This window comes from Anaerosalibacter bizertensis (genome assembly GCF_009696605.1).
Taxonomy (GTDB): Bacteria; Bacillota; Clostridia; order Tissierellales; family Sporanaerobacteraceae; genus Anaerosalibacter; species Anaerosalibacter bizertensis.
Genome location: NZ_VULR01000001.1, coordinates 183,626 through 207,471 on the forward strand (window position 1 = coordinate 183,626; position 23,846 = coordinate 207,471).

26 protein-coding genes are annotated in these 23,846 nt (G+C 30.0%); 3 read left to right on the top strand and 23 right to left on the bottom strand.

Annotated features, from left to right (window positions below):
* Positions 1-12: 12 nt before the first annotated feature.
* From FYJ27_RS00855 to FYJ27_RS00950, 20 genes are all read right to left on the bottom strand, one after another.
* Entirely contained in the window at positions 13-1,017 is a 1,005-nt protein-coding gene (locus tag FYJ27_RS00855) for a D-alanine--D-alanine ligase family protein (RefSeq protein WP_154481662.1), read from the bottom strand.
* Between the two features lie 345 nt (positions 1,018-1,362).
* Entirely contained in the window at positions 1,363-1,920 is a 558-nt protein-coding gene (locus FYJ27_RS00860) for a 2-oxoacid:acceptor oxidoreductase family protein (RefSeq protein ID WP_154481665.1), read from the bottom strand.
* Positions 1,921-1,923: 3 nt separating this feature from the next.
* Positions 1,924-2,670 (bottom strand): thiamine pyrophosphate-dependent enzyme, encoded by a 747-nt coding sequence (locus FYJ27_RS00865; RefSeq protein ID WP_154481668.1) that lies wholly within the window; start codon positions 2,668-2,670, stop codon positions 1,924-1,926.
* Positions 2,654-3,730: a 3-methyl-2-oxobutanoate dehydrogenase subunit VorB gene (locus tag FYJ27_RS00870; RefSeq protein ID WP_154481671.1), complete on the bottom strand. Its 1,077-nt coding sequence runs from the start codon at positions 3,728-3,730 to the stop codon at positions 2,654-2,656. The genes FYJ27_RS00865 and FYJ27_RS00870 overlap by 17 nt, the downstream gene beginning before the upstream one ends.
* 20 nt (positions 3,731-3,750) lie before the next feature.
* Positions 3,751-3,978, bottom strand: coding sequence for a 4Fe-4S binding protein (locus FYJ27_RS00875; protein WP_154481674.1), 228 nt, complete (start codon positions 3,976-3,978; stop codon positions 3,751-3,753).
* 26 nt (positions 3,979-4,004) lie between these two features.
* A complete protein-coding gene (locus FYJ27_RS00880; RefSeq protein WP_154481677.1) occupies positions 4,005-4,679 on the bottom strand; it encodes a nucleotide-binding protein in 675 nt (224 codons plus the stop codon).
* 18 nt (positions 4,680-4,697) lie between these two features.
* Positions 4,698-5,771 carry a butyrate kinase gene (gene buk / locus FYJ27_RS00885; RefSeq protein WP_154481680.1) on the bottom strand — a complete coding sequence of 358 codons (1,074 nt, stop codon included), beginning with the start codon at positions 5,769-5,771 and terminating at the stop codon, positions 4,698-4,700.
* A gap of 32 nt (positions 5,772-5,803) precedes the next feature.
* Complete coding sequence (gene ptb, locus FYJ27_RS00890; RefSeq protein WP_154481683.1) at positions 5,804-6,727, bottom strand: phosphate butyryltransferase; 924 nt, start codon at positions 6,725-6,727, stop codon at positions 5,804-5,806.
* Positions 6,727-7,812 carry a butyrate kinase gene (gene buk, locus FYJ27_RS00895; protein WP_154481686.1) on the bottom strand — a complete coding sequence of 362 codons (1,086 nt, stop codon included), beginning with the start codon at positions 7,810-7,812 and terminating at the stop codon, positions 6,727-6,729. The genes ptb and buk (FYJ27_RS00895) overlap by 1 nt, the downstream gene beginning before the upstream one ends.
* A 4-nt stretch (positions 7,813-7,816) precedes the next feature.
* A complete protein-coding gene (locus FYJ27_RS00900) occupies positions 7,817-9,097 on the bottom strand; it encodes a CdaR family protein (RefSeq protein ID WP_154481689.1) in 1,281 nt (426 codons plus the stop codon).
* On the bottom strand, positions 9,075-9,911 hold the full coding sequence (gene cdaA, locus FYJ27_RS00905) for a diadenylate cyclase CdaA (RefSeq protein ID WP_154481692.1): 837 nt from the start codon (positions 9,909-9,911) through the stop codon (positions 9,075-9,077). Before cdaA ends, FYJ27_RS00900 begins: the two co-directional genes overlap by 23 nt.
* 156 nt (positions 9,912-10,067) lie before the next feature.
* A complete protein-coding gene (locus FYJ27_RS00910; RefSeq protein ID WP_154481695.1) occupies positions 10,068-11,246 on the bottom strand; it encodes a CapA family protein in 1,179 nt (392 codons plus the stop codon).
* A gap of 68 nt (positions 11,247-11,314) precedes the next feature.
* Complete coding sequence (locus tag FYJ27_RS00915; RefSeq protein WP_154481698.1) at positions 11,315-12,022, bottom strand: PrsW family intramembrane metalloprotease; 708 nt, start codon at positions 12,020-12,022, stop codon at positions 11,315-11,317.
* A gap of 124 nt (positions 12,023-12,146) precedes the next feature.
* Positions 12,147-13,859 carry a phosphoenolpyruvate--protein phosphotransferase gene (gene ptsP, locus FYJ27_RS00920; RefSeq protein WP_154481701.1) on the bottom strand — a complete coding sequence of 571 codons (1,713 nt, stop codon included), beginning with the start codon at positions 13,857-13,859 and terminating at the stop codon, positions 12,147-12,149.
* A 12-nt stretch (positions 13,860-13,871) separates the two neighbouring features.
* A complete protein-coding gene (locus tag FYJ27_RS00925; RefSeq protein ID WP_154481704.1) occupies positions 13,872-14,135 on the bottom strand; it encodes an HPr family phosphocarrier protein in 264 nt (87 codons plus the stop codon).
* Positions 14,136-14,160: 25 nt separating this feature from the next.
* Positions 14,161-14,454 carry a PTS fructose transporter subunit IIB gene (locus FYJ27_RS00930; RefSeq protein ID WP_154481707.1) on the bottom strand — a complete coding sequence of 98 codons (294 nt, stop codon included), beginning with the start codon at positions 14,452-14,454 and terminating at the stop codon, positions 14,161-14,163.
* Between the two features lies 1 nt (position 14,455).
* Positions 14,456-16,420, bottom strand: a complete 1,965-nt coding sequence (locus tag FYJ27_RS00935) for a BglG family transcription antiterminator (RefSeq protein WP_154481710.1) — start codon at positions 16,418-16,420, stop codon at positions 14,456-14,458.
* A gap of 281 nt (positions 16,421-16,701) precedes the next feature.
* A complete protein-coding gene (locus tag FYJ27_RS00940) occupies positions 16,702-17,307 on the bottom strand; it encodes a DUF5317 domain-containing protein (protein WP_154481713.1) in 606 nt (201 codons plus the stop codon).
* A 194-nt stretch (positions 17,308-17,501) separates the two neighbouring features.
* Positions 17,502-19,487 (bottom strand): FAD-dependent oxidoreductase, encoded by a 1,986-nt coding sequence (locus tag FYJ27_RS00945; RefSeq protein WP_154481716.1) that lies wholly within the window; start codon positions 19,485-19,487, stop codon positions 17,502-17,504.
* Positions 19,488-19,628: 141 nt separating this feature from the next.
* Complete coding sequence (locus tag FYJ27_RS00950; RefSeq protein ID WP_154481719.1) at positions 19,629-19,904, bottom strand: ArsR/SmtB family transcription factor; 276 nt, start codon at positions 19,902-19,904, stop codon at positions 19,629-19,631.
* Positions 19,905-20,063: 159 nt separating this feature from the next.
* On the opposite strand from FYJ27_RS00950, the gene FYJ27_RS00955 reads away from it, so the two are divergent.
* Positions 20,064-20,261: an alpha/beta-type small acid-soluble spore protein gene (locus FYJ27_RS00955; protein WP_154481722.1), complete on the top strand. Its 198-nt coding sequence runs from the start codon at positions 20,064-20,066 to the stop codon at positions 20,259-20,261.
* A gap of 16 nt (positions 20,262-20,277) precedes the next feature.
* On the opposite strand, the gene FYJ27_RS00960 is transcribed toward FYJ27_RS00955, so the two are convergent.
* The 3 genes from FYJ27_RS00960 to FYJ27_RS00970 are packed head-to-tail and all read right to left on the bottom strand — an operon-like array spanning position 20,278 to position 21,292.
* On the bottom strand, positions 20,278-20,850 hold the full coding sequence (locus tag FYJ27_RS00960; RefSeq protein WP_154481725.1) for a manganese catalase family protein: 573 nt from the start codon (positions 20,848-20,850) through the stop codon (positions 20,278-20,280).
* Between the two features lie 12 nt (positions 20,851-20,862).
* Entirely contained in the window at positions 20,863-21,123 is a 261-nt protein-coding gene (locus tag FYJ27_RS00965; RefSeq protein WP_154481728.1) for a spore coat protein CotJB, read from the bottom strand.
* Between the two features lie 13 nt (positions 21,124-21,136).
* Positions 21,137-21,292, bottom strand: coding sequence for a spore coat associated protein CotJA (locus FYJ27_RS00970; protein ID WP_154481731.1), 156 nt, complete (start codon positions 21,290-21,292; stop codon positions 21,137-21,139).
* A 158-nt stretch (positions 21,293-21,450) separates the two neighbouring features.
* Between FYJ27_RS00970 and FYJ27_RS00975 the strand changes: the two genes are divergently transcribed.
* Both FYJ27_RS00975 and feoB read left to right on the top strand, forming a co-directional pair.
* Positions 21,451-21,696: a FeoA family protein gene (locus tag FYJ27_RS00975; RefSeq protein WP_154481734.1), complete on the top strand. Its 246-nt coding sequence runs from the start codon at positions 21,451-21,453 to the stop codon at positions 21,694-21,696.
* 15 nt (positions 21,697-21,711) lie between these two features.
* Positions 21,712-23,838, top strand: a complete 2,127-nt coding sequence (gene feoB / locus FYJ27_RS00980) for a ferrous iron transport protein B (RefSeq protein WP_154481737.1) — start codon at positions 21,712-21,714, stop codon at positions 23,836-23,838.
* The last annotated feature ends 8 nt before the right edge of the window (positions 23,839-23,846 follow it).

Consider the following 23,846-nt stretch of genomic DNA (forward strand, 5'->3'; position numbering starts at 1 on the left):
TGTACATAATTTTTATGAAATAAGCGGTTCTTTTCTTTCTCCATCAATTAGTCCATATCTATCTATAGCGCTCTCTGTAATCATAGAAATAAATTCTGCTCTATCATATCCTAGTTCATTTGCCATATATCCCATATATCCGTGATGAACATTTTTCTCGCCCTTTCTTGCCTCCATAGTAAGACCTGCAAAAGTATTTATCTCTAAGAAATATGGTATATTGTCCTTTCCTAAAATCATATCTATTCTGCCAAAATCCTTAACATTTAAAACTTTATATATTTCTAAAGCCGTTTTTTTAATTTTATTTTCAATATCTTTAGGAAAATCTGCTGGACAATGTATTATTTCATTATCAAACATCTTATGTTCATAAGTATTTGTTTTAGCAGAATTGTATCCAATTTCTAAAAGAGGTAATATTTTAGGCTCTTTATATCCAATAATGCCAACAGTTAACTCTCTTCCATCTATAAATTCTTCAATTAATGCTGGTTGGCCTATTTTTTCAGTTATTTTTTCAACCACTTTAGGAAGTTGTTCATATTTATAAATTATATTTTCCTCGCTAATACCAGCACTTCCTCTACCTCTTAAAGGTTTTACGAACAATGGATAGTTTAAATCTGTCTTTGGAATCTCTTTTGGACTCCTAGCTATTACAAACTTAGGTGTAGGTAATTTATTGAAAGCTACTATTTCTTTTCTAACAGCTTTGTTAGTAGCTACTAAATCTATACCAGATCCTACATAAGGTATACCAAATGCTTCAAGAAATGAAATCTCTTTAAGACTAGAAGCATTGAATATTAAATCTACCTTTTCCTTAATAATATTTTTCAATGTTTCTCTAGGATCCACTCTCCATTCTAGCAATACTGCATCATAACCTGACTCTTTAAGAGCCATATAATGTTGATATGCTTCTTCATAAGCATCATCATAAACTTTATCTGGTGTAAGTTTTTTCTGAAATTCCACATTTCTGAATTTTCTCCAAAACACACCTATTTTCATATATAAGACCTCCTATTTTTATAAAACGATAGACTTTAGCTTTTGCTTTGTCCGTTTTTAAACATGAGAAAGTAAAGCTATAGTTTAGCCTTCTTTAAAAAATTTTATTTAAACTCTTGTTTCAGATTTTAATAGATATAATTTAATAATTTAAAAAGAATAGTTAATAAAAACGAATTGATAAAAACCGAAAGAAAATAACGAGCAGAATTGTATAATACGCCCAACTGATATTATACCAGAAACATAAATAAAATGCAACATATTTTTTAAAGTAAATTATTACAAAAAACAATTGTTTAAAAATAAAAAAGCTAGCTGAAATTCAGCTAGCTTTTTGTACATTTATACCATTGCTTTCTCTTGTTCTTTTGCTGCTTCCATACCTTTTTCAATAGCCTCTTTGTTTAAAGGTAATAGATGGGCTTTATTTTCCCCAAACACTTTAGTAAAAGCTTCTAATACAGATTCTTCTTTTACCAATTTAGTAGCTTCTAAATAAGCTCCTAATATTACCATATTTGCAACCCTATCATTCCCTAATTTGTTTGCTATTTCATTAGCTGGTATATAATATACATCTATATCATTTCTTACTGCTTTCTTATCTATTAAAGATGAATTAATAAAAAGTTTTCCACCTTTTATTACATCATCTTCAAATTTATCAAGAGATGGTTTGTTCATAACAATTACTGCACTTGCTTCTTCTATTACTGGTGCTCCTATAGATTCATCAGATACTATAACGTTACAGTTAGCAGTCCCTCCACGCATTTCTGGCCCATAAGATGGTAGCCATGATACATGTCTATTTTCAATCATTCCAGCATAAGTTAACAATTGACCTATAGCCATAACTCCTTGCCCACCAAAACCTGCAACAACTATTCTTTCTTCCATTTCTTATTCCACCTCCTCTGGGGTTCTAAAATTTCCTAGAGGATAATAAGGTATCATGTTTTCTTCTAACCATTTCAAAGCTTCTTCTGGAGTATATCCCCAATTAGTTGGACAAGTAGATAGTACTTCTACTATTCCAAATCCTTCTCCATTAATTTGTGTTTCAAAACATTTTTTTATAGCTTTTTTTGCTTTTCTTACATTAGCTGGAGTATTTACTGCTACCCTTTCTACAAACTTTGCTCCATGAATTGTAGCAAGCATTTCAGCCATTCTTATAGGTCTACCAGCATGAGCTTCATCTCTTCCATAAGGTGCTGTTGTAGCTTTTTGTCCTACAAGGGTTGTTGGAGCCATCTGTCCTCCAGTCATACCATATATTGCATTATTTATAAATATAGTTGAAATTTTTTCTCCACGATGGGCAGCATGAACTATTTCAGCAGTACCTATTGAAGCTAAATCCCCATCTCCTTGATAGGTAAATACAAATTTATCTGGATGAACCCTTTTTATTCCCGTAGCTACTGCAGGTGCCCTTCCATGAGCTGCCTCATGCATATCGCAATTAAAATATTTATATGCTAGAACAGAACATCCTACAGGTGCAACCCCTATAGTATCATCAAGAACTCCTAACTCTTCCAAAGATTCAGCAACTAATCTATGAACTATACCATGGGTACATCCTGGACAATAGTGGGTTTGTTCATCTGTTAACCCTCTAGTCTTCTCAAATACTACAGCCATTACTTTTCACCTCCATAGATTCTTTTACCTTTTCAGCTATTTCATTAGGTGTAGGAACCATCCCACCCGTTCTTCCATAAAAGTAAACCGGAAATCTGCCATTTACTGCAATTTTTACGTCGTCTACCATTTGGCCAGTATTCATTTCTATAGTCAATACACCCTTGCACTTATCATTTATTTTATTGAATTCATCATATGGGAAAGGCCATAAAGATATTGGTCTTATAAGTCCTACTTTATATCCTTCTTTTTCTAATTGAGAAATTGCAGTTTTAGCTATTCTAGAAGTTGTTCCATAAGCTGCAACTACTATATCTGCATCTTCAATGTTGTAAGATTCAACTTTTACTTCATTTTCTTTAATAGCTTTATATTTTTTTTGAAGTCTCTCATTATGCTCTTCTAACTCTTCTGCTGCTAAATAAAGAGAGTTAATAATATTAGGTTTTCTCTTTCCTTTTGTCCCTGTTGTAGCCCAATCTTTTTCTGGTAGTTCTCTCTTTTTAGGCTTCTTAAATTCAACAGGCTCCATCATTTGTCCAATCATTCCATCTCCAAGAATCATTACTGGATTCCTATACTGATCTGCTATATCAAATCCTTCTATTATTAAATCTACTAGTTCTTGTACATTTGCTGGAGCAAGAACTACTAATCTGTAATCTCCATTTCCCCCTCCTCTTGTTGCTTGGAAATAATCTGTTTGAGAAGGTTGAATACTTCCTAGGCCTGGACCACCTCTCATTATATTTACTATTAAACATGGTAGCTCAGCACCTGCTATATAAGAAATACCTTCTTGCTTTAATGAAATACCAGGGCTTGATGAGGAAGTCATTACTCTTGCACCTGCTCCTGCTGCTCCATATACCATATTTATAGCAGCAATTTCACTTTCTGCTTGTAAAAATACCCCGTTAATCTTAGGCATTTCTCTTGCCATATATTCAGGGAGTTCACTTTGAGGAGTTATCGGGTACCCAAAAAAGTACTTACAGCCAGCTTCAATTGCAGCAGCTCCAATAGCCTCATTTCCCTTCATGAGAATTTTAGCCATGTTATAAACCCTCCTTATTTTTATTCAGTAATCCTTTCAACTGTAATAACTACATCTGGACACATAGTTGCACAATTTGTACAACCAATACATTTGTCCATTTCTTTTACTGTTGCTGGATGATATCCTTTTTCATTTATTTTTTCTTTATCTAAGGATATGATTTTCATTGGACATACAGATACGCATAGTCCACATCCTTTGCAAAGGTTTTCCTGAAATGTAACCCTTCCTTTAACTTTAGGCATATTGACCCCTCCTTACTCATAATTAATTAAAGCATCCAATCTTCCCTCATATATAAATTAATTGGGAAAATTTCTCCTTCCAAATTATTTGGAAGTTTTTCTGCTACACTTTCTAGTGCAACTATATATTTAATAGGTATTTCTAACTTTTGTGAAAGTTCTTTTGCCAATTTCTGACCTTTTAATACGTCATCTACAGTAGTACTTTTAAGCATATGTGTATTGTTTATGATTCCTGTTACCTTTTTTCTTGAAGCACCTTCTATAGCATTTAAATACCCTATTGCCTTATCTAGAGTATTGGTTTCAGGTCTATTGGCATTTAGAACATAAAACATATCATAGCTTCCTTCTTTTAAAATATCATTATATCTTCCTAAAACCCTAGCTCCTACAGGATCTCCCCCTATATCTAGAATTGTATCATATTTTTCATTTTGTAGTGGGGCATAAGCTTCTGCAGATATAGCTGGTATATCTACTGCAGAAGCTTTTATTGAACTTGAAATTACTTTCACATTGGATTTTTCCAACACCTTTTCTTTTTCTCTACTTCTAAAATATAAATTTACTATATCTAAATCTACAAGTGCCACTTTTTTTCCTTGCTGAGCTATTTTTAAAGCATAATTAACACTAAATTCTGTTTTACCACTACCATAATGACCAACAATAATTCTTATCCTTTTATCTCTATACATATTCCCACCTTATCCTATTTAGTATTCTTTTGCTTTCTCTTCTCCTCTTAAAACCCTTAAACCACCTTCTGCTAAAGCCATTAACTCATCTTCTCCAGGATAAATATATACATTAGATATAAATTTAACCATTTCTTCTATCCATTTAGTAAACTCTTTATCATAAGCTATTCCACCTGTAAGTATTATGCCATCTACTTCACCTTTAAGTACAGCAGCACAGCTACCTATTTCTTTAGCTATTTGATAAGCCATAGCATTGTAAACAAGTTCTGCCTCTTTATTACCTTCTTTTATCATTTCTCCAACTTCTCTTGCATCATTAGTATTTAAATAAGATACTAGTCCACCATTTCCTTTTATTTTCTTTTTCATTTCATCTTCTGAATATTTACCTGAATAACAAAGTTTCACTAGATCCCCAACTGGAAGTCCCCCAGACCTTTCTGGTGAAAAAGGTCCTTCTCCATCAAGAGCATTATTTACATCTATAATCTTTCCTTTTCTATGAGCTCCTACAGATATACCTCCACCTAAATGTGCAACTATTAAATTTATGTCTTCATAATTTTTGTTTTTAGACTTAGAATGTCTTCTTGCAACAGCCTTTTGATTTAATGCATGTACAATACTTCTTCTCTCTATTTCAGGCATACCTGATATTCTAGCTATATCCTCCATCTCGTCTACAACTACTGGATCTACTATATAAGCAGGTTTGTCTATCATTTTAGCTATTTCATTAGCTATTATTCCACCTAAATTCGAAGCATGTTCTCCTTGAACACCAATTTTTAAATCTTTTAACATTTTCTCATTAACTTTATAAGTACCACCTTCTATAGGATTTAACAATCCTCCTCTACCTACTATTGCATTTAGAGATTCTAATTCTATATTATTTTTATTCAAAATCTCAAGTATTATATCTTTTCTAAATTTATATTGATCATACACTTTATCATATTTAGATAATTCTTCTGTAGAATGTCTAAGTGTTTCCTCAAATATAGCTTTTTCATCATCAAATACAGCAATCTTTGTAGATGTACTACCTGGATTTATTACTAATATCCTATACTTCTCTTCCATTTTAAGTCTCCTCTCTAATTTTTGTCTGTTTTTTAGAGGCCATAAGTATGACCTGACTTAGATGCCATAAGTACGCCTAATACAATAGAACGTAGCTTAGCTTCTGCTGTATCAGCTCTAGAAGTTAATACTATTGGAGCTGATGTTCCAACTATTAACCCTGCACTTTCAGCTTTTGCAAAGAAAGTTAAAGATTTATAAAGCACATTACCTGTTTCTATATTAGGCACAATTAATACATCGGCATCTCCTGCAACAGGTCCATCTATACCTTTATGTTTTGCTGCTTCTTTAGATATAGCATTATCTAAGGCTAATGGCCCCTCAATAATACAACCTGTAATATCACCTCTTTTATTCATATCTTCTAATTCTCTTGCATGAATTGTAGCTTCCATATTTGGGGTAACCTTTTCCCTTGCACAGATTACAGCTACTTTTGGTTTTTCCATTTCTAGACTATGAGCAAAAGACACTGCGTTTTCAATTATTTGTCTCTTCTGATTTAAATCCGGATGGATATTCATAGCTGCATCTGTAACAATAATCAACTTTTCATATGTAGAGACACTAAACACAGCTAAATGGCTTATTAAATTTCCTGTTCTAAGGCCTATTTCCTTATCTAGTACTTGCTTCATTATAACTGCAGTATCTATTAAACCTTTCATCAAAACATGGGCTTTTTTTGAACTAACTAAACTTACAGCTTTTCTACAAGCTTCAACTGTATCCTTTTCATCTATAATTTCAAATTGAGAAAGATCCATTTTTATATCTTTTGCTATCTTTTCAATTTTATTTTTATCTCCAACAAGAATAGAATCTGCAACACCTAGATCTTTAGCTGCTTTTACAGAAGTAAGTACCTCTCTATCTTCAGCAACTGCTACAGCAATTTTTTTTGGTTCCCTCTCCTTAGCCAAATCTAATAACTCCTGGAAATTCTTAACCATTATAAATCCACCTCATTTTCATATATTTTTTCTTTTTCCTCCTTATTAAGCACTCTAAGTACCCCTTTATTTAAGGCATCCATTTCATCTTCTCCAGGATATATTACTACATCTGCAATAAATTCTACCATTCCAATTATAAAATCTGTTAAATACTTTGAATAAGCTAGTCCACCTGTTAAAATTATATTGTCCACATTTCCCTCCAAAACTGTTGCTACAGATCCAATTTCTTTGCCTATTTGATATGCCATAGCGCTATAAATAAGGTCTGCTTTTTTATTGCCTTGGGCTATCATTGCCTCTATTTCTCTAGCATCCATAGTCCCCAAATAACCTGACAATCCACCTTTTCCTTTTAATTTTATTTTCATTTCTTCATGAGTATATTTTCCTGAATAGCAAAGTTTCACTATATCCCCAACTGGAAGGCTTCCTGTCCTATCAGGAGAAAAAGGTCCCATTTCACTAGCATTATTAACATCTATCATTTTTCCTTTTTTAACAGGAGCTATAGATATACCCCCTCCTAAATGGGCAACTATTAAATTTAATTCACTTAAATCTTTATTTAATTCTTTTGCTCTTCGATAGGAAACTGCTTTAATATTTAATGCATGGATTAGTGACCTTCTTTTTATTTCTTTAAGACCTGAAATCCTAGCTATATCCTCAAATTCATCTACAGCTACTGGATCCACTATATAAGATTTGATTCCTTCTTTGTCTGCAATACCTTTTGCTAATATGCCACCTAGATTTGAAGCATGTTCACCTTGAATACCAATTTTTAAATCCTCTATCATTTTTTCTGTTACAATATAAGTGCCTCCTGGTATAGACCTTAGAAGCCCTCCTCTACCAACTACTGCAACTAAAGAAGAAGTGGAGATTTCTTCCTTAGCTAACCAGTCATAAATTAATTTCAACCTATAATCATATTGCTCATATACTCTTTCATATTTTTCTAGGTCTTTCAGTTGGTGCGTAATTTTATTGGATTTAATCTCTTTCTCAGCTTCATATATTGCTACCTTGGTAGATGTAGAGCCTGGGTTAATGACTAATACATACTTTCTAGTCATGCCTTCACTCCTTTTCTTCCCTTTTTAATGAAACTTTTACTTTAGCAGGAATAATATCTGATACTTTTATTTCTCTAATATCTTTTATGATTAATTTTACTTCATGAACTCCCTCATCTAATCCCTTTAAATCAATTTCTGGCGATAAAACTTCTTTTCCTGTTGAATTTAAATGATCTTTGGGACCATTTAGAACAACTGTTATACTATTAGTAGAATTACTTGTATCAATGACTAGTTCATCTCCTAAATTTCTAACATTTATTTCAGAAAAACTATAGTCAAATTTTTTATTTATGTTTTCACTAACATTTCCATTTTCTACATCAGAATCTTCAACATCTTTTCCATTTTCAATACTATTCGATTTTAAACTTACAACTATCTTTTGATTTGGATCAACTAATTCTATACCTTCAGGTAACAATAATTCAGTCTCTACGGACCCACTTCCTACAAGTTTATATACACTAATCGGTTTTGTTTTTATAGATGATAAACTGTTTAAAATAGCATCATTACCCTTTACATCCACAGCCTTAGGCGAAACAGTCAATGTAGGATTTTCATATTCAGTTGGAATACTTCCATCTAATTGAATATCAATAGGAATTTTCCTGCTCCTATACATAGGAATAAAGACATCCACAACATTAGGCTCTTTCTCCACCCTTCCTACATCATTTCCATCATCATCTAAAAGCTTAATAGGTACTGTAGCATTTATATCCTTAGTTTTACCTGTTATATCCACTACAGCCACAACTTCCCTGACTGAATTTACCCAACTTTTAGGTCCTTTTAATATTACAGATTGAGGTTTTATTTCTCCATCTCCTAAACTATACCCTGGTTCAAGTTTACCTATAGTTTTTAACACAACTGGCTTTTCTTTAGATACAATCCTCTCGAATCTAAAAGAAATCTCTTTTGGGGTATAATCAACAATATCAACTTTACTTGGTACATCTATATATATAGGTACTTTCTTAGTACCCTCAGAATATCCACTTAAATCTACTTTTGCTATTATATCAGTATCTCTAAGTTTTAAAACTTCACTTCTCCTACCTTCAACCTTTACATTTATTTTTACCTCTTTTGGAGACATGAGTTCAATGCCTGAACGTTCTAAATCTTCCATATTAGAAAATACAACATCAATATTTCTAAATTCCTTAGTTATTTTAGGATTAACTTCGCTCATTACATAGCTCCATAATATAATAGCAATTACTAGAGAAAAGATTTTTATAGTGAGATTACTTTTCTTCTCCTTGCTCATCTTTACGCCTCCACTTTACAAAAAAACTTTGTCGTTGAATTTTGGGTTTATACATATCAATAAGTATTTGTTTCAATGTTTTTGTATCCAAATACCTTGCTAGACTTCCATTTTCCGCTATTGATATTGCGCCTGTTTCTTCTGAAACTACAATAGCTAAACAATCTGACTTTTCTGATATACCTAGCGCTGCTCTATGTCTGGTACCTAATTCTTTACTTAAAGATGTGTTATCTGTTAAAGGTAAAAAACAACCTGCTGCTTTGACAATATCCTCTTTTATTACTACTGCACCATCATGAAGAGGAGTATTAGGTATAAAAACATTTATAAGTAGACCACTTGAAATTTTACCATCTATTCTAGTTCCAGTTTCTACAACTTCACTTAGGCCAGTTTCTCTCTCCATAACTATCAATGCTCCAATTTTTTGTCTCGACAGCGAAGCTACTGCGTCCACTATTTCATCCACTACTTCATTTAAGCTCTCATCTTTTATTTCTGCAAAAGATTTAGTAAAAAATCTGCTTCTACCAATGTATTCTAATCCTCTTCTTAATTCAGGTTGAAAAACAATAAGAATAGCTAAAACTCCAACAGTCATAGTTTTTTCCAATATCCAATACACAGTAAATAACTCTAACCACTCACTTATCTTAGTAGCGACAAATAAAACTATAATTCCTTTAGTAAGTTGCTCTGCTCGTGTTTCCCTTATAAGCATAAATAATTTATAAAAAGCAAAGGCTACTATAAGTATGTCTATAATATCCCTAATTCTTACATTTAGAAAAAGTTCTTTTAAATATTGCAAGGTTTCACACACCCTTATATACTATATTCACATAATATTCTATAATTCTATTATATAATAAATTATTGTAAATTTAAATCTATATCAATAAAAAGACTTATTAATAACAAAAGTTAACAAATAAATTACTTTTTGTTAATAAAAATAAGCCAGAAATTATTGCTGCTGGCCCATTTTATTCATAGTATTTTTATAAGATTCTTTCATTTTAAGTAAGGTTTCTTGATTAAATACTTCTGTATCTATAAAATCTTCAACTGGAAGTATTTCATATTTAGGCTTCCCACTTTCAATATACTTATTTACCCAGGTAGGAATATATTCCACATTCTTTATAATAGTTTTGTTATTAGAAAAATCTTTTTCTACTTCTATATTTACCATAACTCCATCTTCTGTATATTTATTATTTATACTTTCTCTTCTCTGATTCGACAGGAAATTTCCCAGGGAATAAATTATAAACTTATCTTCTCCATTAGATTGTATTATTTCAGACTTTTGAATCACATGAGGATGACTCCCAAATACTATATCTACTCCCCACTCTGTCATTTTTTTCCCTAATTCTATTTGTTCTTCATTAGGTTCCATTTCATATTCATTTCCCCAATGAATAAACATAATAACTAGATCTGCTCCTTTTTCTTTTATTTTATATATATCATTTTTTATTTTATCTTCATCTATTATATTTACCATATACTTTAATTCTTCATCTGTCAAAGTATGTTCCATACCATTACATCCATAGGTATAGGATAGTATTCCAATATCTATATCATTTACTTTTTCAATAAGTATATGCTGCTCTGGTTCCTTATATGTGCCAACATTTTTAAGGTCATATTTTTTTATTGTATCTATAGTTTTTAAAAGCCCATCTTTTCCTTGATCTAAAGTATGGTTATTTGCTGTAGACAGTATATCAAATCCTGAATCTTTTAATGCTTCTATAGACTCTTCTGGAGAGTTGAAATTTGGATATCCTTGAAACCCTCTTTCTTCACCTGCAGTAGTAGTTTCAAAATTTGCTAAAGCCAAGTCTGCAGAATCTACATATTTTTTTATATATTTAAAATTTTCTTTGAAATCATAAGTACCTGTTGTTTCATCATAAGCTCCTCTAATCTGAGGTGAATGAAACATTACATCTCCTGCTGCCAATATAGTAGCAGTAGCATTTGGTTTAGTTTCTACTAACTTAGATTTAGTAGATTCATTAACATCTTCAGAGTCTTTAGGCTTGGCTTTTAATTTAACACAAGATGTTAATAAAATGGAAGTACAAATTAAAGTTGTAAAAAATATGATTCTGAGGGTCTTCTTTTCCATGTTCTCTCTCCTTTTTTATATGGGATAACTATATATTACTTCTATATAATAATTTTTTCAATGATTTTTTACTTTCTTTTCTCCCTAGTTCCTATAAATCTTGATCTAGAATCATATAAGTATTTACTTAATTTCCTCTCATTTAACCACCATAAATATATTACATATGGAACAAATATAATTGTTAACTGTGGTATATTGGCCATTAGTATAAAGTCAAATATTCCATGAAATATTATTGGCATATATAGTGAACGTCTATAAGCTCTTCTTTTTCTTTCCTCTATAGTACTAAATTTAGCTAAAGATAAATAATATCCCATTGTAACTGCGAATACTCCATGAGCTGGAACAGATAGTATACCTCTATAAAGGCCAATATAAGGGTTATTGCTGTATCTATATACTACATATATAACATTTTCTATTGTAGCAAATCCCATAGAGGCAAATACAGCATAAACTATACCATCTAATTTCTCATTAAAATACTTTGATTTATAAGCAACTTTTAAAACAACCAATCTTTTAAAATATTCCTCTGTAAATCCTGCTACTATAAAAGCTGTATAAAAAGCTCCAAGTATACCAGGAAAAACGTTAAATACACTTAATAATTCTTCTACAAATATAGTAGGTATTACAGACAATGCTCCAAGAATATAAGTAATTAATAACAATTTTAGTGGTTCTCTATCGTATCTATCACTTAAATAAAGACCTACTGTTATAACTAATGCTGGTGTTATTGCAATTATAAATAATCTAGTTGACAAAATAGCACCCCCAAATTATTTTAATTTATTCTATACATTAATATTATTATTGCCTATGTTTCTGATTTTATAGCCTTTATAATAGGTATTAAATAGGTATTAAATAAGAAATAACCTCTAAGATTTAAATCTTAGAGGTTATTTCTTTATCTATATATTTTTCAACTTCTTGGGGGGAGCCCAAGGTTAAAATTTTTTCAACCTTCTCTTCCATTTCGGTTTTAGAAATATTTTTTATAATCCATCTTGCCATTAGCATCGAAGAAGCACTCATACTAAATTCGTCTAATCCCATTCCTAAAAGAATTGGAATTAATTTTTCATCTCCTGCAGCTTCACCACACATTCCTACCCATATGCCTTCCTTATGACCATTCTCTATAGTCATCTTAATAAGTCTTAATACAGCTGGATGATATTGACTATATAAATAAGAAATATCTTGATTTCCTCTGTCTACTGCAAGGGTATATTGAATTAAATCATTAGTACCAATGCTAAAGAAGTCTACTTCTTTAGCAAAAATATCTGATTGAATCGCTGTTGAAGGTATTTCTACCATTATTCCAACTTCTATGTCTTCATTAAATTTAACATTTTCAGATCTTAACTCAGATTTCACTTCTTCTAAAATATCTTTTGCTTTTCTTAATTCATCTATATTAGAAATCATAGGAAACATTATTTTTACATTTCCATATGCACTTGATCTCAAAATAGATCTTAATTGAGTTTTAAATATATCTGTTCTATCTAAACAAAGTCTAATGGCTCTATATCCTAAAAATGGATTCATCTCTTCTGGAAGATTTAGATAAGGTAAATCTTTGTCTCCTCCTACATCTAAAGTTCTGATAACTAGAGGTTTTCCATCTAATTTCTCTGCTACAACCTTATATGCTTCAAATTGTTCTTCTTCTGTTGGTAATTTATCTCTATCCATATATAAGAATTCACTTCTATATAAACCAACACCTTCACCATCATGCTCTAAAACCTTATCTATATCTTTTGGAGTGCCTATATTAGCTGCTATTTCAACTTTTACCCCGTCTTTAGATATACTTTTTTCACCTTTTAAATTATTTAACTCTTCTTTAAATTTTTCATAAGAATTTTTCTTTTCTTTATATTTATTAATTTCTTCTTCTGAAGGATTAAGAATTACTAATCCCTCATTTCCATCCATGATTATAATATCTTCATTTCCTACTTTTTTAGTTATATCCTTTACTCCAACAATTGCAGGCAATTCTAATGTTCTTGCCATAATAGAAGTATGAGATGTTCTTCCACCAAATTCAGTTATAAATCCTAAAACCTTATCTTTTCTCATTTGAGCTGTATCTGATGGGGTTAAATCGTCAGATACTATAATATATTCGTCTTCTAAACTTGATAGTTCTACATCTTTTATACCTAGTAGATTTTTTAAAAGTCTAATTGATATATCTTTTACATCGGCTGCTCTTTCTTTTAAATATTCATTGTCAAGGCTTTCTAAAATTTTGACATACTCATCTGTTGCTTTTTTTACTGCCCATTCTGCATTAATTTTTTCTTCTTTAATATTATTCTTAATTCTTCCTATAAATTCTGGATCCTCTAACATTAATCTATGAGCATTAAAAATTTCTGCTTCTTTTTGTCCAAATTCCTTTAAAGTATGTTCATATAGAGATTCTATCTCTTTTATACTTTTACCAATATTTTTATCTAATCTATCCAATTCAATTTCAGCATTGTCTATATCCTTCTTTTTAATGTCTATATTAACTTCTTTCTTTAAAAAAACTTTACCAATAGATATCCCTGGAGAAACTCCTATGCCTTTCATATTAACAGCCTCCTATTCTCCAAACTTATTATTCACCAATTCAACTAAACCCTTCACTGCTTCTTCTGAATCTTCTCCAATTGCTTCAATTTTTATTGAATCTCCCATACCAGCACCCATACTAAGTATTCCCATTATACTCTTAGCATTATATTCTTTTCCATCCTTAATCACTTTTATTTCTGAACTATATTTTGATGCTTCTTTTACAAATAAACTAGCTGGTCTAGCATGTAAACCTGTTTCATTTTTTAAAGTAACACTTTCACTGTACATTTTCATTCCTCCTAAACATATGTTTTTATTTTATATTTTTTATTATGTTTAAAGAATTCTGTATTATATCTTTACAACTTACATAAATAACTGGCAAGCCTTCAAATCTTTCCTTCCCATCAATAGGTCCATCATTAGTTAATATAACTGCTTTAGCTTTTTTGATATCAGAACTAGTTATCTCATTTTCTATAAATATTCCCTGAGTCTCTACCTTTATATTTACATTAGCTTGTTTTGCCGCCTGTTCTAATGCTTCCTTAGCTAAATTTGTACAAACAATACCTAGTGGACAAGAAGTAACAGCCAGAATATTCATACTATTTTCTTCCTTTCGTCAATAATCTATATATTTCTTCACTATTATTATTTTTCCTAATCTTATTTAATATTTCTTTATTATCTAATAATCTATAAAAATCAGAGAAAGTTTTTTTAACTACATCTCTAGAGTCGAAATTTAGCCCTAATAAAAAGACAATATCTACATTGTTCCCTGACCAATCAATTGGTTTTCCCAATGTAGCAAAAGCTATAACTGGTCTTTTTACATAACGTTGATTAGCATGGGGAATAGCTACACCATTCCCTATAGCTGTAGAAGTAAGTTTTTCTCTTTCAAATACTTCTGTCACAAAGCCTGCTTCTACATAATTTTGTTTCATCATTTGATAGCTTAAAAATTCTATTACAGATTCTTTTGTTTCTAGTTTCAAATTTAAAAATATTAAATCTGGTTTAAATAAAACTTGAGAATTATCTTCCATTAGCCCTATATCTAACTTCTTTGTATTTTCAATATTTATAACCCATTTTTTTATCTCTAATATATCTTTTTCTTCTAAAAAAGGGCTTATTTGAACCACTGGCTTTAAATAATAATCAAGAGGTATTGTAGAAATAACTATATCAAAAGTTTTTGTTTCTATATTTTCAATTTCATGTTTTGAAACTATATCCACAATTTCAAGACTTGGTAAAGCTTTTTCTAGTCTTATAGATACTAACTGTGATGTACCAACACCACTACTACATACTACTACAGCTTTAGTGTTAGACTTTTGTCTCTCCATTGCAGCTCCAATATGAATTGCAATATATCCTATTTCATCTTCATTTACTTTAAATCCATAATATTTCTCAAATAAAACGCTACTTGCCCAGCTTGCTCCAAAAATACTAGGATAATTTTCTTTTATTTCATCAATAAGTGGATTTTTTATAGTAAGACCGTACTTTAATCTATTGATAGTTGGTTTTAAATGCAATGCCAATCCTACTAGCGCTTTTTTGTCTTTGGTTAAATCTATAGATAATATATTTCCTATTAGTTCTATTATCTCCTTGGACAAATTAACTATCTCTTTATCCATACTATCCAATATTTTCAAACTACTGTCTAAACTATAAGACTGTTGTAATTTAGATCCTAATATATGAATTGCTATATAAGAAATTTCATCTTCAGGTATTAAAACTTTAAAGTTTTCTTCCAATTTAGATGCTAATAACTTTGCAATATAATATTCCTTTTGTGATTTAATGTCAGAAAAATCATCCTCTGTAAGCTTAATAACTTTACTTTGTTTTATTCTTTCTATTGAAATTGCTGAGTGAAAAATTAAATTGGAAATAGATTCATCAGACAATTTGATTTCCATCTTTTTCTCAGCCTCTTTTACAATTTCAGATACAATATACAGATTCTCTTTAGAAAACATTTTCATATGGCTTCCACATTCATTATGCAAATCATCAATATTTAAACCTTGGAAAAAATCTCCTGCTAATCTTCTAAAATCCTTTTCTTTTCCTACTAACTCAACTCCATAGTTTTGTTTTCTAAGAATAGCTAATTTATAATCTTTTACTTTTTTTTCAACCTCATCTAAATCTTTAAATACAGTTATTCTACTTACATATAACTCTCTTGAAATCTCTTCCATTGTAATTGGTTGTTGCACTTTTAAAAGTTTCTTCAAAATATAATTTTGTCTTTCTTCTGGTAAAAAAGGTTGAATATAAGAACTCGTTATCCTTAAACTATCTCTAAATTCCTTTTCTTTACCTTCATTTAGGTCTATCCATACTCCTACTCTAGGCCTTCTTATAATTCTTCCATATCCTTCTCTTTGAATAATTTCATCTATTTTATCTAAATCGTTTCTAATAGTCCTATTAGAAACCTTTAAATCTTTCTCCATATCACTTATAGTTATAGGATAGGTGTTACTTAATAGTATCTTTAAAATTTCAATCCATCTATCTTTCAATATATCATTCATTTTAATAACACCCCAAATATATGATTTGGTAATCTGGCAATTAGTATACATATTCATTATCTTTAATAGTATAATATCATAGAATATGCATATTTACTATATATTAAAGGTACTATTTGGTTACAGATTAATGTGGCAATTCTTTATATATGCATCTTTTTAGTATCTATTATCTATTATTTTATACTCTCTATAATTTATCCATATATATTTTATAAACAAAATACCTAAAAATAAAAAAATGTCTCTAGATAAGGAAATTTTTATCCAGAGACATTTTTCTACAATTTACATGTTCCATAAGTAAAATCTAGTATATTATCTTTTCTTTTCCTTGATAACATTTCTTTTTGTATTATAAAAAATACTCCTAATGCAACAAAAATATCTCCAACACTAATAACTTTAGGTAAAGGATAAGGATTTGGTATAGGTATAATATCTGTTAAAAAATAAACCCTTATAGCTTCTGTAGATATTTTATGTGTTAATATCTTTCCATTTTTAAGCATGTCCATTTGTTTTAGTAATGATGAATATTTAAGGCCTTCTAGGGAAACTGGCATTTTCCCACCATTAAGTATAATAGCAATAAAATTAAATAAAGAACCTATGAAAACAAATAGAATACCTTTATTTTTTAAATTTAATATAAGTCCAATTATAAGCAAAATATAGACTATAATGTGAATATAATAAAAATATTCCCTTATTAAAACAGATAATCTTCCATAAGTTAGTTTTTCAATATATATACTAGAATACTCTAATAAAAAACCTATAACAAATAAATACCAACCTTTTATTTTTAGATTACCTATACTTTTTATTTTTCCTCCTCTAATCTTTCCTACAATTATTGATAAAACCAAAGATTCAATTAACATACTTAGCACTCCTTTAAATTATATTGGCTAATTATTTAATATTCTACTTTAAATACCTTTTTCCTCCTATTTTTTGTTATTTTTAATTAATTATTGTATTTTAAAGAAAATAAAATTATTTATTATAAACAACAACTTAAAATATTGATTTAAAAATAAAAAATCAGAGGATCTAACTCCTCTGATTTTTAAGATTATTTATTTAAACCTTTTTTCACAGTAACTAAAAAGCCTTTATCGACTCGTTCACCTTTTACAAAAGTATTTCTTGTATTACTACACCAAGTTTTCATTCTTTCGCTAAAGTTAGGATCACTTGATAATATTTCTAGTATATCTCCATCATCTATTTTTTCTATAGCTTCATTAATTTCTTTAGATGGAGTTGGACAAGTCAATTCACTTATATTGATTTTAAGAGTTTTTCTACTATCATCTTCGTTTCCAATAACTTTTATTTCTCCATGATCTGTATATTCTATATTTTCAGATTGAATTCTCCCTCCACAATCATTTTCATCTTTACAAAATAGATTACCATAGGTCATAAATCCACCAGCAAAATTTTTAGCTTTAAATCCATTTTGTACTAATATTCTAGAAGCTATATATCCTCTAATGCCTATTCCACAATAAGGTACTATTAACTTATCTTTGTCTAATTCATCAAGCCTATCCCTTAAATCGTTCAATGGTATATTTATAGAACCTTCTACATAACCCATTTCTCTTTCTTCTGGATCAGTCACATCTAAAATGATAGAATTTTCTCTATCTAAATCGTCTAATTCATTCCAAAAGATAGTGTCTACATCTTTATTTAAGATATTTTCAGCTACATATCCTGCCATGTTTACTGGATCTTTTGCTGAAGAATATGGTGGTGCATAAGCAAGTTCTAGTTCTTTCAAATCATAGATAGTTCCTCCAAATCTAATAGCTGTAGCTATTACATCTATCCTCTTATCCACCCCATCATAGCCTACTGATTGAGCTCCTAAAATTTTTCCTTCTAAATCAAAGATTAATTTAATAGTTATAGGTAATGCTTCTGGATAGTAGCCAGCATGAGATTTAGCATGTATGAAAGATATAAGATAATCTTTTCCATATTCTTTACCTAGCTTGTTTAATGTCTTTTCATTGTTTCCAGTACTAGCAACAGTCATATCAAATACTTTAGCAACACTAGTTCCCTGAGTTCCTTTGTATTCTTCTTTTCTTCCAACTATATTATTAGCCACAATTCTTCCTTGTTTATTGGCTGGCCCAGCTAGCGGTACCATAGTTTTAGTTTTATTTACAAAATCTATAACCTCGATAGCATCTCCAATAGCAAAAATGTTTTTATCAGAAGTTCTTAAGTTTTTATCAACTACTATTCCACCTCTTTGATTCACTTCAAGACCTGCATCTTTTGCTAATTCTCCATTAGGACGTATACCTATAGAAAGAATAACTAAATCTGTTTCTATAGTTTTTCCACTTTGTAAAGTAATAGTAGTTTTACCATCTTTGTAATCAAAGGTTTGTACACCATCACCTAAGTAAAGATTTCCACCTTTAGATTTAATATGTTCATGGATTATTTCAGCCATTTCAAAATCTAAAGGTGCCATTACTTGATCAAGCATTTCAACTATTGATACTTCAATACCTAATTCATGTAAATTTTCAGCCATTTCAAGACCAATAAATCCTCCACCAACTACAACTGCTTTTTTAGGACAGTTTTCTTTTATAAATCCATATATAGCATCTGTATCTGGTATATTCCATAAACTAAATATATTTGGAGAATCAATACCTGGTATTGGTGGTCTAAGCGGTGTTGAACCAGGAGACAATACTAAATAATCATATGACTCTTCATATATTTTTCCTGTAGATAAATCTTTAACTTCTATTTTCTTTTCATCTTTAAGTATTTTTGTCACTTCATTTTTTATTCTTACATCAATATTAAACCTTTTTTCCATTGACTCTGGAGTTTGAACTAATAAAGCATCTCTTTCTTCTATAGTTCCTCCTATATAATAAGGTAAACCACAATTAGCAAAGGATATATATTCGCCTCTTTCAAATAAAATTATTTCTAAATTCTCATCTAATCTTCTAAGTCTTGCAACAGTTGTAGCTCCACCAGCTACTCCTCCAACCACTAAAACTTTCTTTGACATTTAAAATTCCCCCTTGAAATATTGTAAAATCCATATATTGCAATAATACAATATATTGTTTAAAAATTTAATAATGTATCCAGCCTAGCATTGGAATACGTTTTCAATTAAATTATCGTTAATTAAATGACGATTTAAACCTTAAAAAATTGATTTTAAAATTTTTTCTACATCTTTATTTATAAGTTTATAATATATTTCTATTCCTTCTCTTCTTCCTTCAATTATCCCTGCAGCTTTCAATCTAGATAGATGTTGAGAAACTGTAGATTGAGGTGCCTCAAGACAATTTTGCATCTCTGTTACATTTTTTTCTCCTTCTTTTAAGAGTCTTCTCACAATGCAAAGTCTTACAGGATGGGATATAGCCTTTAAAACATCTGCTTTTTCCTCTAGTATTTTTTTATCAATATCCAATATTTACACCTTCTTTATATCCTTATATTCATATAATATAATATATAAATATAAAAGTCAATATTATCTTTTAAATTTTTTTTGTTATTATATTCCTTGTATTTAATTAAATATAAAGTTAAAAATATAATATAAGTTAAAAAATAAGGAGGAATTTCAATGGACAAAATCGATCCTAATGCAAGAGTTGGACTTGAAGAATTTAAAGCTGAAATAAGTAAAGAATTAGGACTTGATACCACTTTAGATAAATCTGTTGATAATACTAAAAATATATTCTATGCAGGTAAAGTTGGAGGACTTATGACCAGAAAATTAGTTGAAATGGGAGAAGAAAATTTAATAAACAAAGATTAGCCCCAAAGTTTTGGGGCTAATAAAATTTCCTACTATCTAAATCTTCTTGTACTATCATCAATGCTTCTCCAAATCTTTGAAAATGTACTATTTCCCTTTCTCTTAAAAATCTTAATGTATCTATAACACCAGGATCATCGCTTATCCGGATTAAGTACTCATAAGTAGCTCTCGCTTTCTGCTCCGCTGCCATATCTTCATGTAAATCTGCTATTGGATCTCCTTTAGATTGTATATAACTAGCTGTCCATGGTGCTCCAGCTGCATTGTGTGGAAATGGGCTTTTTCCATGATTCACATAGTGAGCTTCAAAAGGTGTACCTTTAATCTCTTCCTCAGAAGCATCCTTCACTAATTTCCAAGCTAGAGTCCCTATTATTTCCCAATGAGCTAATTCTTCTGTACCTATATCTGTTAAAAGCCCTTTAGCTCTATCAGTAGGCATAGTCCATCTTTGTGTTAAATATCTAATTCCAGCTGATAGCTCTCCATCTGCTCCTCCAAACTGTTCTAAAAGCATAGCTGCTAAAGTCGGATTACATGTATCTACTTTTACAGGATATTGAAGTTTTTTTTCATAAATCCACATATACTAACCTCCTCAACATAATCTATAGTCAAATTCCCAAGGCCAAGGTCCATTAATATAAGCCCATGGATATTGACTCATATTATGGTTTTGCAATGGCCCATATTTAGCTTCATATAAAGATACTATTTCACTATATTTTTGAGCATAATTATTATGAAGTCTTAGTGCTCTCTCATCATTTGGATGAGTATCTAAATAAAGTGATGTCTCATCTAATACAAAGCTTATTTCCATAATTTCTTTCAATAAACAAACTTGCTCTCTATCCATAAAAACACCTCCATTAATATCTTTTTTCATATTTATATGGCATATATAATTCTGGGAAAAGAGTGCCCTTTTTTAATGCCTCTTTTGAATTGTATACATTGTTCATAATTTGAAAAGGCACATAGGCTCTAGCCAACTGAAATTCTCTTCTTTTTGATTCAATTCTCATTTTCAACCCTCCTAATTTTATTTGCAATAATATATTACGCTTTAAAGCTAAAAAAGTTCCTGTAACTTTCTAAATTCTAAAGAACCTTTTTTCTGCTGTCTCATATAATAACTTTAGAATAGCATGGATAAGTGAAGTCTTTTTAAGGAGGTAATTTTATGGAAAATCTCAATAATATAATTTCACTTGCAGAGTTACCTGTACAGAAGTCTGGAAAAGTAATTAATATACTATGTGGTGGAAATAAAAGAAGAAGGTTTTTAGATCTAGGTATTACACAAAATACTATTATAAAAAATGAAAGAGTTAGCCCATCAGGTAATCCCATTGCTTATAACATAAGAGGGACCATTATTGCACTAAGGACTAGTGAAGCAGAGAAAATTTTAATAAATATATTATAGATTGGAGGTTTTTTTATGGGACTCACCCATGAATCTAGTGGATTAACACTAGTTAAAGATGAATATATTATAGAAAAAGAGATGTACAATACTGTTATAGCTTTAGCTGGAAATCCTAATACTGGGAAAAGTACACTATTCAATTATCTTACTGGTTTAAAACAACATACAGGAAACTGGCCTGGAAAAACTGTTTCCAATGCCAAAGGTACTTTTAACTATGAAAATGAAAGTTTTTTATTAGTAGATTTGCCAGGAACCTATTCAATATTTGCTAATTCTCAAGAAGAAGAAATTGCAAGAAATTTTATCTGTTTTGGAGAACCAGAAATAACAGTAGTAGTTGTAGATTCTACTTCCCTTGAACGAAATTTAAACTTAGTCCTTCAGATAACGGAAATAACTGATAATGTAGTGGTTTCTCTAAATTTAATAGATGAAGCTAATAGAAAAGGTATAAAGATTGATATTGAAAAATTAGAAAATGAATTAGGGGTGCCCATAGTACCTATAGTAGCAAGGGATGGTATAGGAGTTGAAAAACTTTTAAATACTATTTACAATATTAGCAATTCAAATTATAAAATTGATCCTAATAAAGTAAAATATAGCCCTGAAATAGAAAACACAATCACAAAAATAGAAAATATACTTTCTATTTATATGGATAAAAGTCATAATCTAAGATGGATTGCTCTTAGATTAATAGATGGAGATAAAAATATAAAAAATGAATTAGGAAACTTTCTAATAGAAAATGGATTCACTAGTGAACCTCTAGAAGAAATTGAAAATATCATTAAAGAAAATAAAAATATAGGGGATGAAATTGTAACTACTATATATGAAAATGCAGAACAAATAGCAGATGAAGTAGTTTCAATAGAAGATAATAGAAAAATAGATTGGGATAAAAAATTAGATGATATACTTACAAATAAAATAACAGGATATCCTATTATGCTCATACTACTGGGTTTAATATTTTGGATAACCATAGTAGGTGCTAACTATCCTTCTGAGCTTTTAGCAAAAATTTTGTTTGGTTTTGAAAACAAATTATCTTATTTATTTTTAAAACTAAATCCACCTGATTGGCTATATGGAATATTGATTTTAGGAGTATACAGAACACTTGCTTGGGTAATATCTGTTATGTTGCCACCAATGGCTATATTCTTCCCACTATTTACACTACTTGAAGATTTAGGATATCTACCAAGAGTAGCTTTTAATCTTGATAATTCATTTAGAAAAGCTGGAACTCACGGAAAGCAAGCTTTAACTATGAGTATGGGTTTTGGATGTAATGCTGCAGGAATTATGGCCTGTCGTATAATAGATTCACCTAGAGAAAGACTTATTGCAATAATAACTAATAATTTTGTCCCCTGTAATGGTCGCTTTCCAATAATAATAGCAATGTCAACTATATTTATTGGAGGATTAGTAAATGAAAAATATAGTTCAATTATAGCGGCTATATCTGTAGTTTTTGTAGTACTTATTGGAATATTTGTGACATTGACAGTATCTAGATTTCTATCTAAAACTTTTTTAAAAGGAGTCCCCTCATCTTTTACATTAGAGTTACCTCCTTATAGAAAACCACAAATAGGTAAAATACTTATAAGAAGTCTTATAGATAGGACTCTCTTTGTCCTCAGTAGGGCTATAATGGTAGCTATACCTGCTGGAGCTATAACCTGGATATTTGCAAATATAACTATAAATGGAGCAAGCATTCTAAATATATCAGCAAATTTTTTAGATCCTTTTGCAAAATTATTAGGACTAGATGGCTATATACTGATGGCATTTATATTAGGTCTTCCTGCAAATGAAATAGTGCTTCCTATATTAACAATGAGTTATATGTCAAAAGGAGCAATGCTTGAATTTGAGAGTATAGAAACGTTGAAGAATTTATTATCAAACAATGGCTGGACTTTTATAACTGGTCTTAACTTCATGCTTTTTTCCTTATTGCATTTTCCTTGTGGAACTACTCTTTTAACTATAAAAAAAGAAACCGGAGGAAGAAAATGGTCTATATTTACTTTTTTCCTAACTACTATTGTTGCAATACTAGTCACTTTTATAGTTAATATAATTGGTAGACTTGTATATTATCTAATATAATAAAAAGC

Excerpts from the sequence above, each read along its gene's own strand:
- FYJ27_RS00855 (WP_154481662.1), bottom strand. The coding sequence starts at position 1,017 with ATGAAAATAGGTGTGTTTTGGAGAAAATTCAGAAATGTGGAATTTCAG.
- FYJ27_RS00860 (WP_154481665.1), bottom strand. The coding sequence starts at position 1,920 with ATGGAAGAAAGAATAGTTGTTGCAGGTTTTGGTGGGCAAGGAGTTATG.
- FYJ27_RS00865 (WP_154481668.1), bottom strand. The coding sequence starts at position 2,670 with ATGGCTGTAGTATTTGAGAAGACTAGAGGGTTAACAGATGAACAAACC.
- FYJ27_RS00870 (WP_154481671.1), bottom strand. The coding sequence starts at position 3,730 with ATGGCTAAAATTCTCATGAAGGGAAATGAGGCTATTGGAGCTGCTGCA.
- FYJ27_RS00875 (WP_154481674.1), bottom strand. The coding sequence starts at position 3,978 with ATGCCTAAAGTTAAAGGAAGGGTTACATTTCAGGAAAACCTTTGCAAA.
- FYJ27_RS00880 (WP_154481677.1), bottom strand. The coding sequence starts at position 4,679 with ATGTATAGAGATAAAAGGATAAGAATTATTGTTGGTCATTATGGTAGT.
- buk (WP_154481680.1), bottom strand. The coding sequence starts at position 5,771 with ATGGAAGAGAAGTATAGGATATTAGTAATAAATCCAGGTAGTACATCT.
- ptb (WP_154481683.1), bottom strand. The coding sequence starts at position 6,727 with ATGGTTAAGAATTTCCAGGAGTTATTAGATTTGGCTAAGGAGAGGGAA.
- buk (WP_154481686.1), bottom strand. The coding sequence starts at position 7,812 with ATGACTAGAAAGTATGTATTAGTCATTAACCCAGGCTCTACATCTACC.
- FYJ27_RS00900 (WP_154481689.1), bottom strand. The coding sequence starts at position 9,097 with ATGAGCAAGGAGAAGAAAAGTAATCTCACTATAAAAATCTTTTCTCTA.
- FYJ27_RS00910 (WP_154481695.1), bottom strand. The coding sequence starts at position 11,246 with ATGGAAAAGAAGACCCTCAGAATCATATTTTTTACAACTTTAATTTGT.
- ptsP (WP_154481701.1), bottom strand. The coding sequence starts at position 13,859 with ATGAAAGGCATAGGAGTTTCTCCAGGGATATCTATTGGTAAAGTTTTT.
- FYJ27_RS00925 (WP_154481704.1), bottom strand. The coding sequence starts at position 14,135 with ATGTACAGTGAAAGTGTTACTTTAAAAAATGAAACAGGTTTACATGCT.
- FYJ27_RS00930 (WP_154481707.1), bottom strand. The coding sequence starts at position 14,454 with ATGAATATTCTGGCTGTTACTTCTTGTCCACTAGGTATTGTTTGTACA.
- FYJ27_RS00935 (WP_154481710.1), bottom strand. The coding sequence starts at position 16,420 with ATGAATGATATATTGAAAGATAGATGGATTGAAATTTTAAAGATACTA.
- FYJ27_RS00940 (WP_154481713.1), bottom strand. The coding sequence starts at position 17,307 with ATGTTAATTGAATCTTTGGTTTTATCAATAATTGTAGGAAAGATTAGA.
- FYJ27_RS00945 (WP_154481716.1), bottom strand. The coding sequence starts at position 19,487 with ATGTCAAAGAAAGTTTTAGTGGTTGGAGGAGTAGCTGGTGGAGCTACA.
- FYJ27_RS00955 (WP_154481722.1), top strand. The coding sequence starts at position 20,064 with ATGGACAAAATCGATCCTAATGCAAGAGTTGGACTTGAAGAATTTAAA.
- FYJ27_RS00960 (WP_154481725.1), bottom strand. The coding sequence starts at position 20,850 with ATGTGGATTTATGAAAAAAAACTTCAATATCCTGTAAAAGTAGATACA.
- FYJ27_RS00965 (WP_154481728.1), bottom strand. The coding sequence starts at position 21,123 with ATGGATAGAGAGCAAGTTTGTTTATTGAAAGAAATTATGGAAATAAGC.
- FYJ27_RS00970 (WP_154481731.1), bottom strand. The coding sequence starts at position 21,292 with ATGAGAATTGAATCAAAAAGAAGAGAATTTCAGTTGGCTAGAGCCTAT.
- FYJ27_RS00975 (WP_154481734.1), top strand. The coding sequence starts at position 21,451 with ATGGAAAATCTCAATAATATAATTTCACTTGCAGAGTTACCTGTACAG.
- feoB (WP_154481737.1), top strand. The coding sequence starts at position 21,712 with ATGGGACTCACCCATGAATCTAGTGGATTAACACTAGTTAAAGATGAA.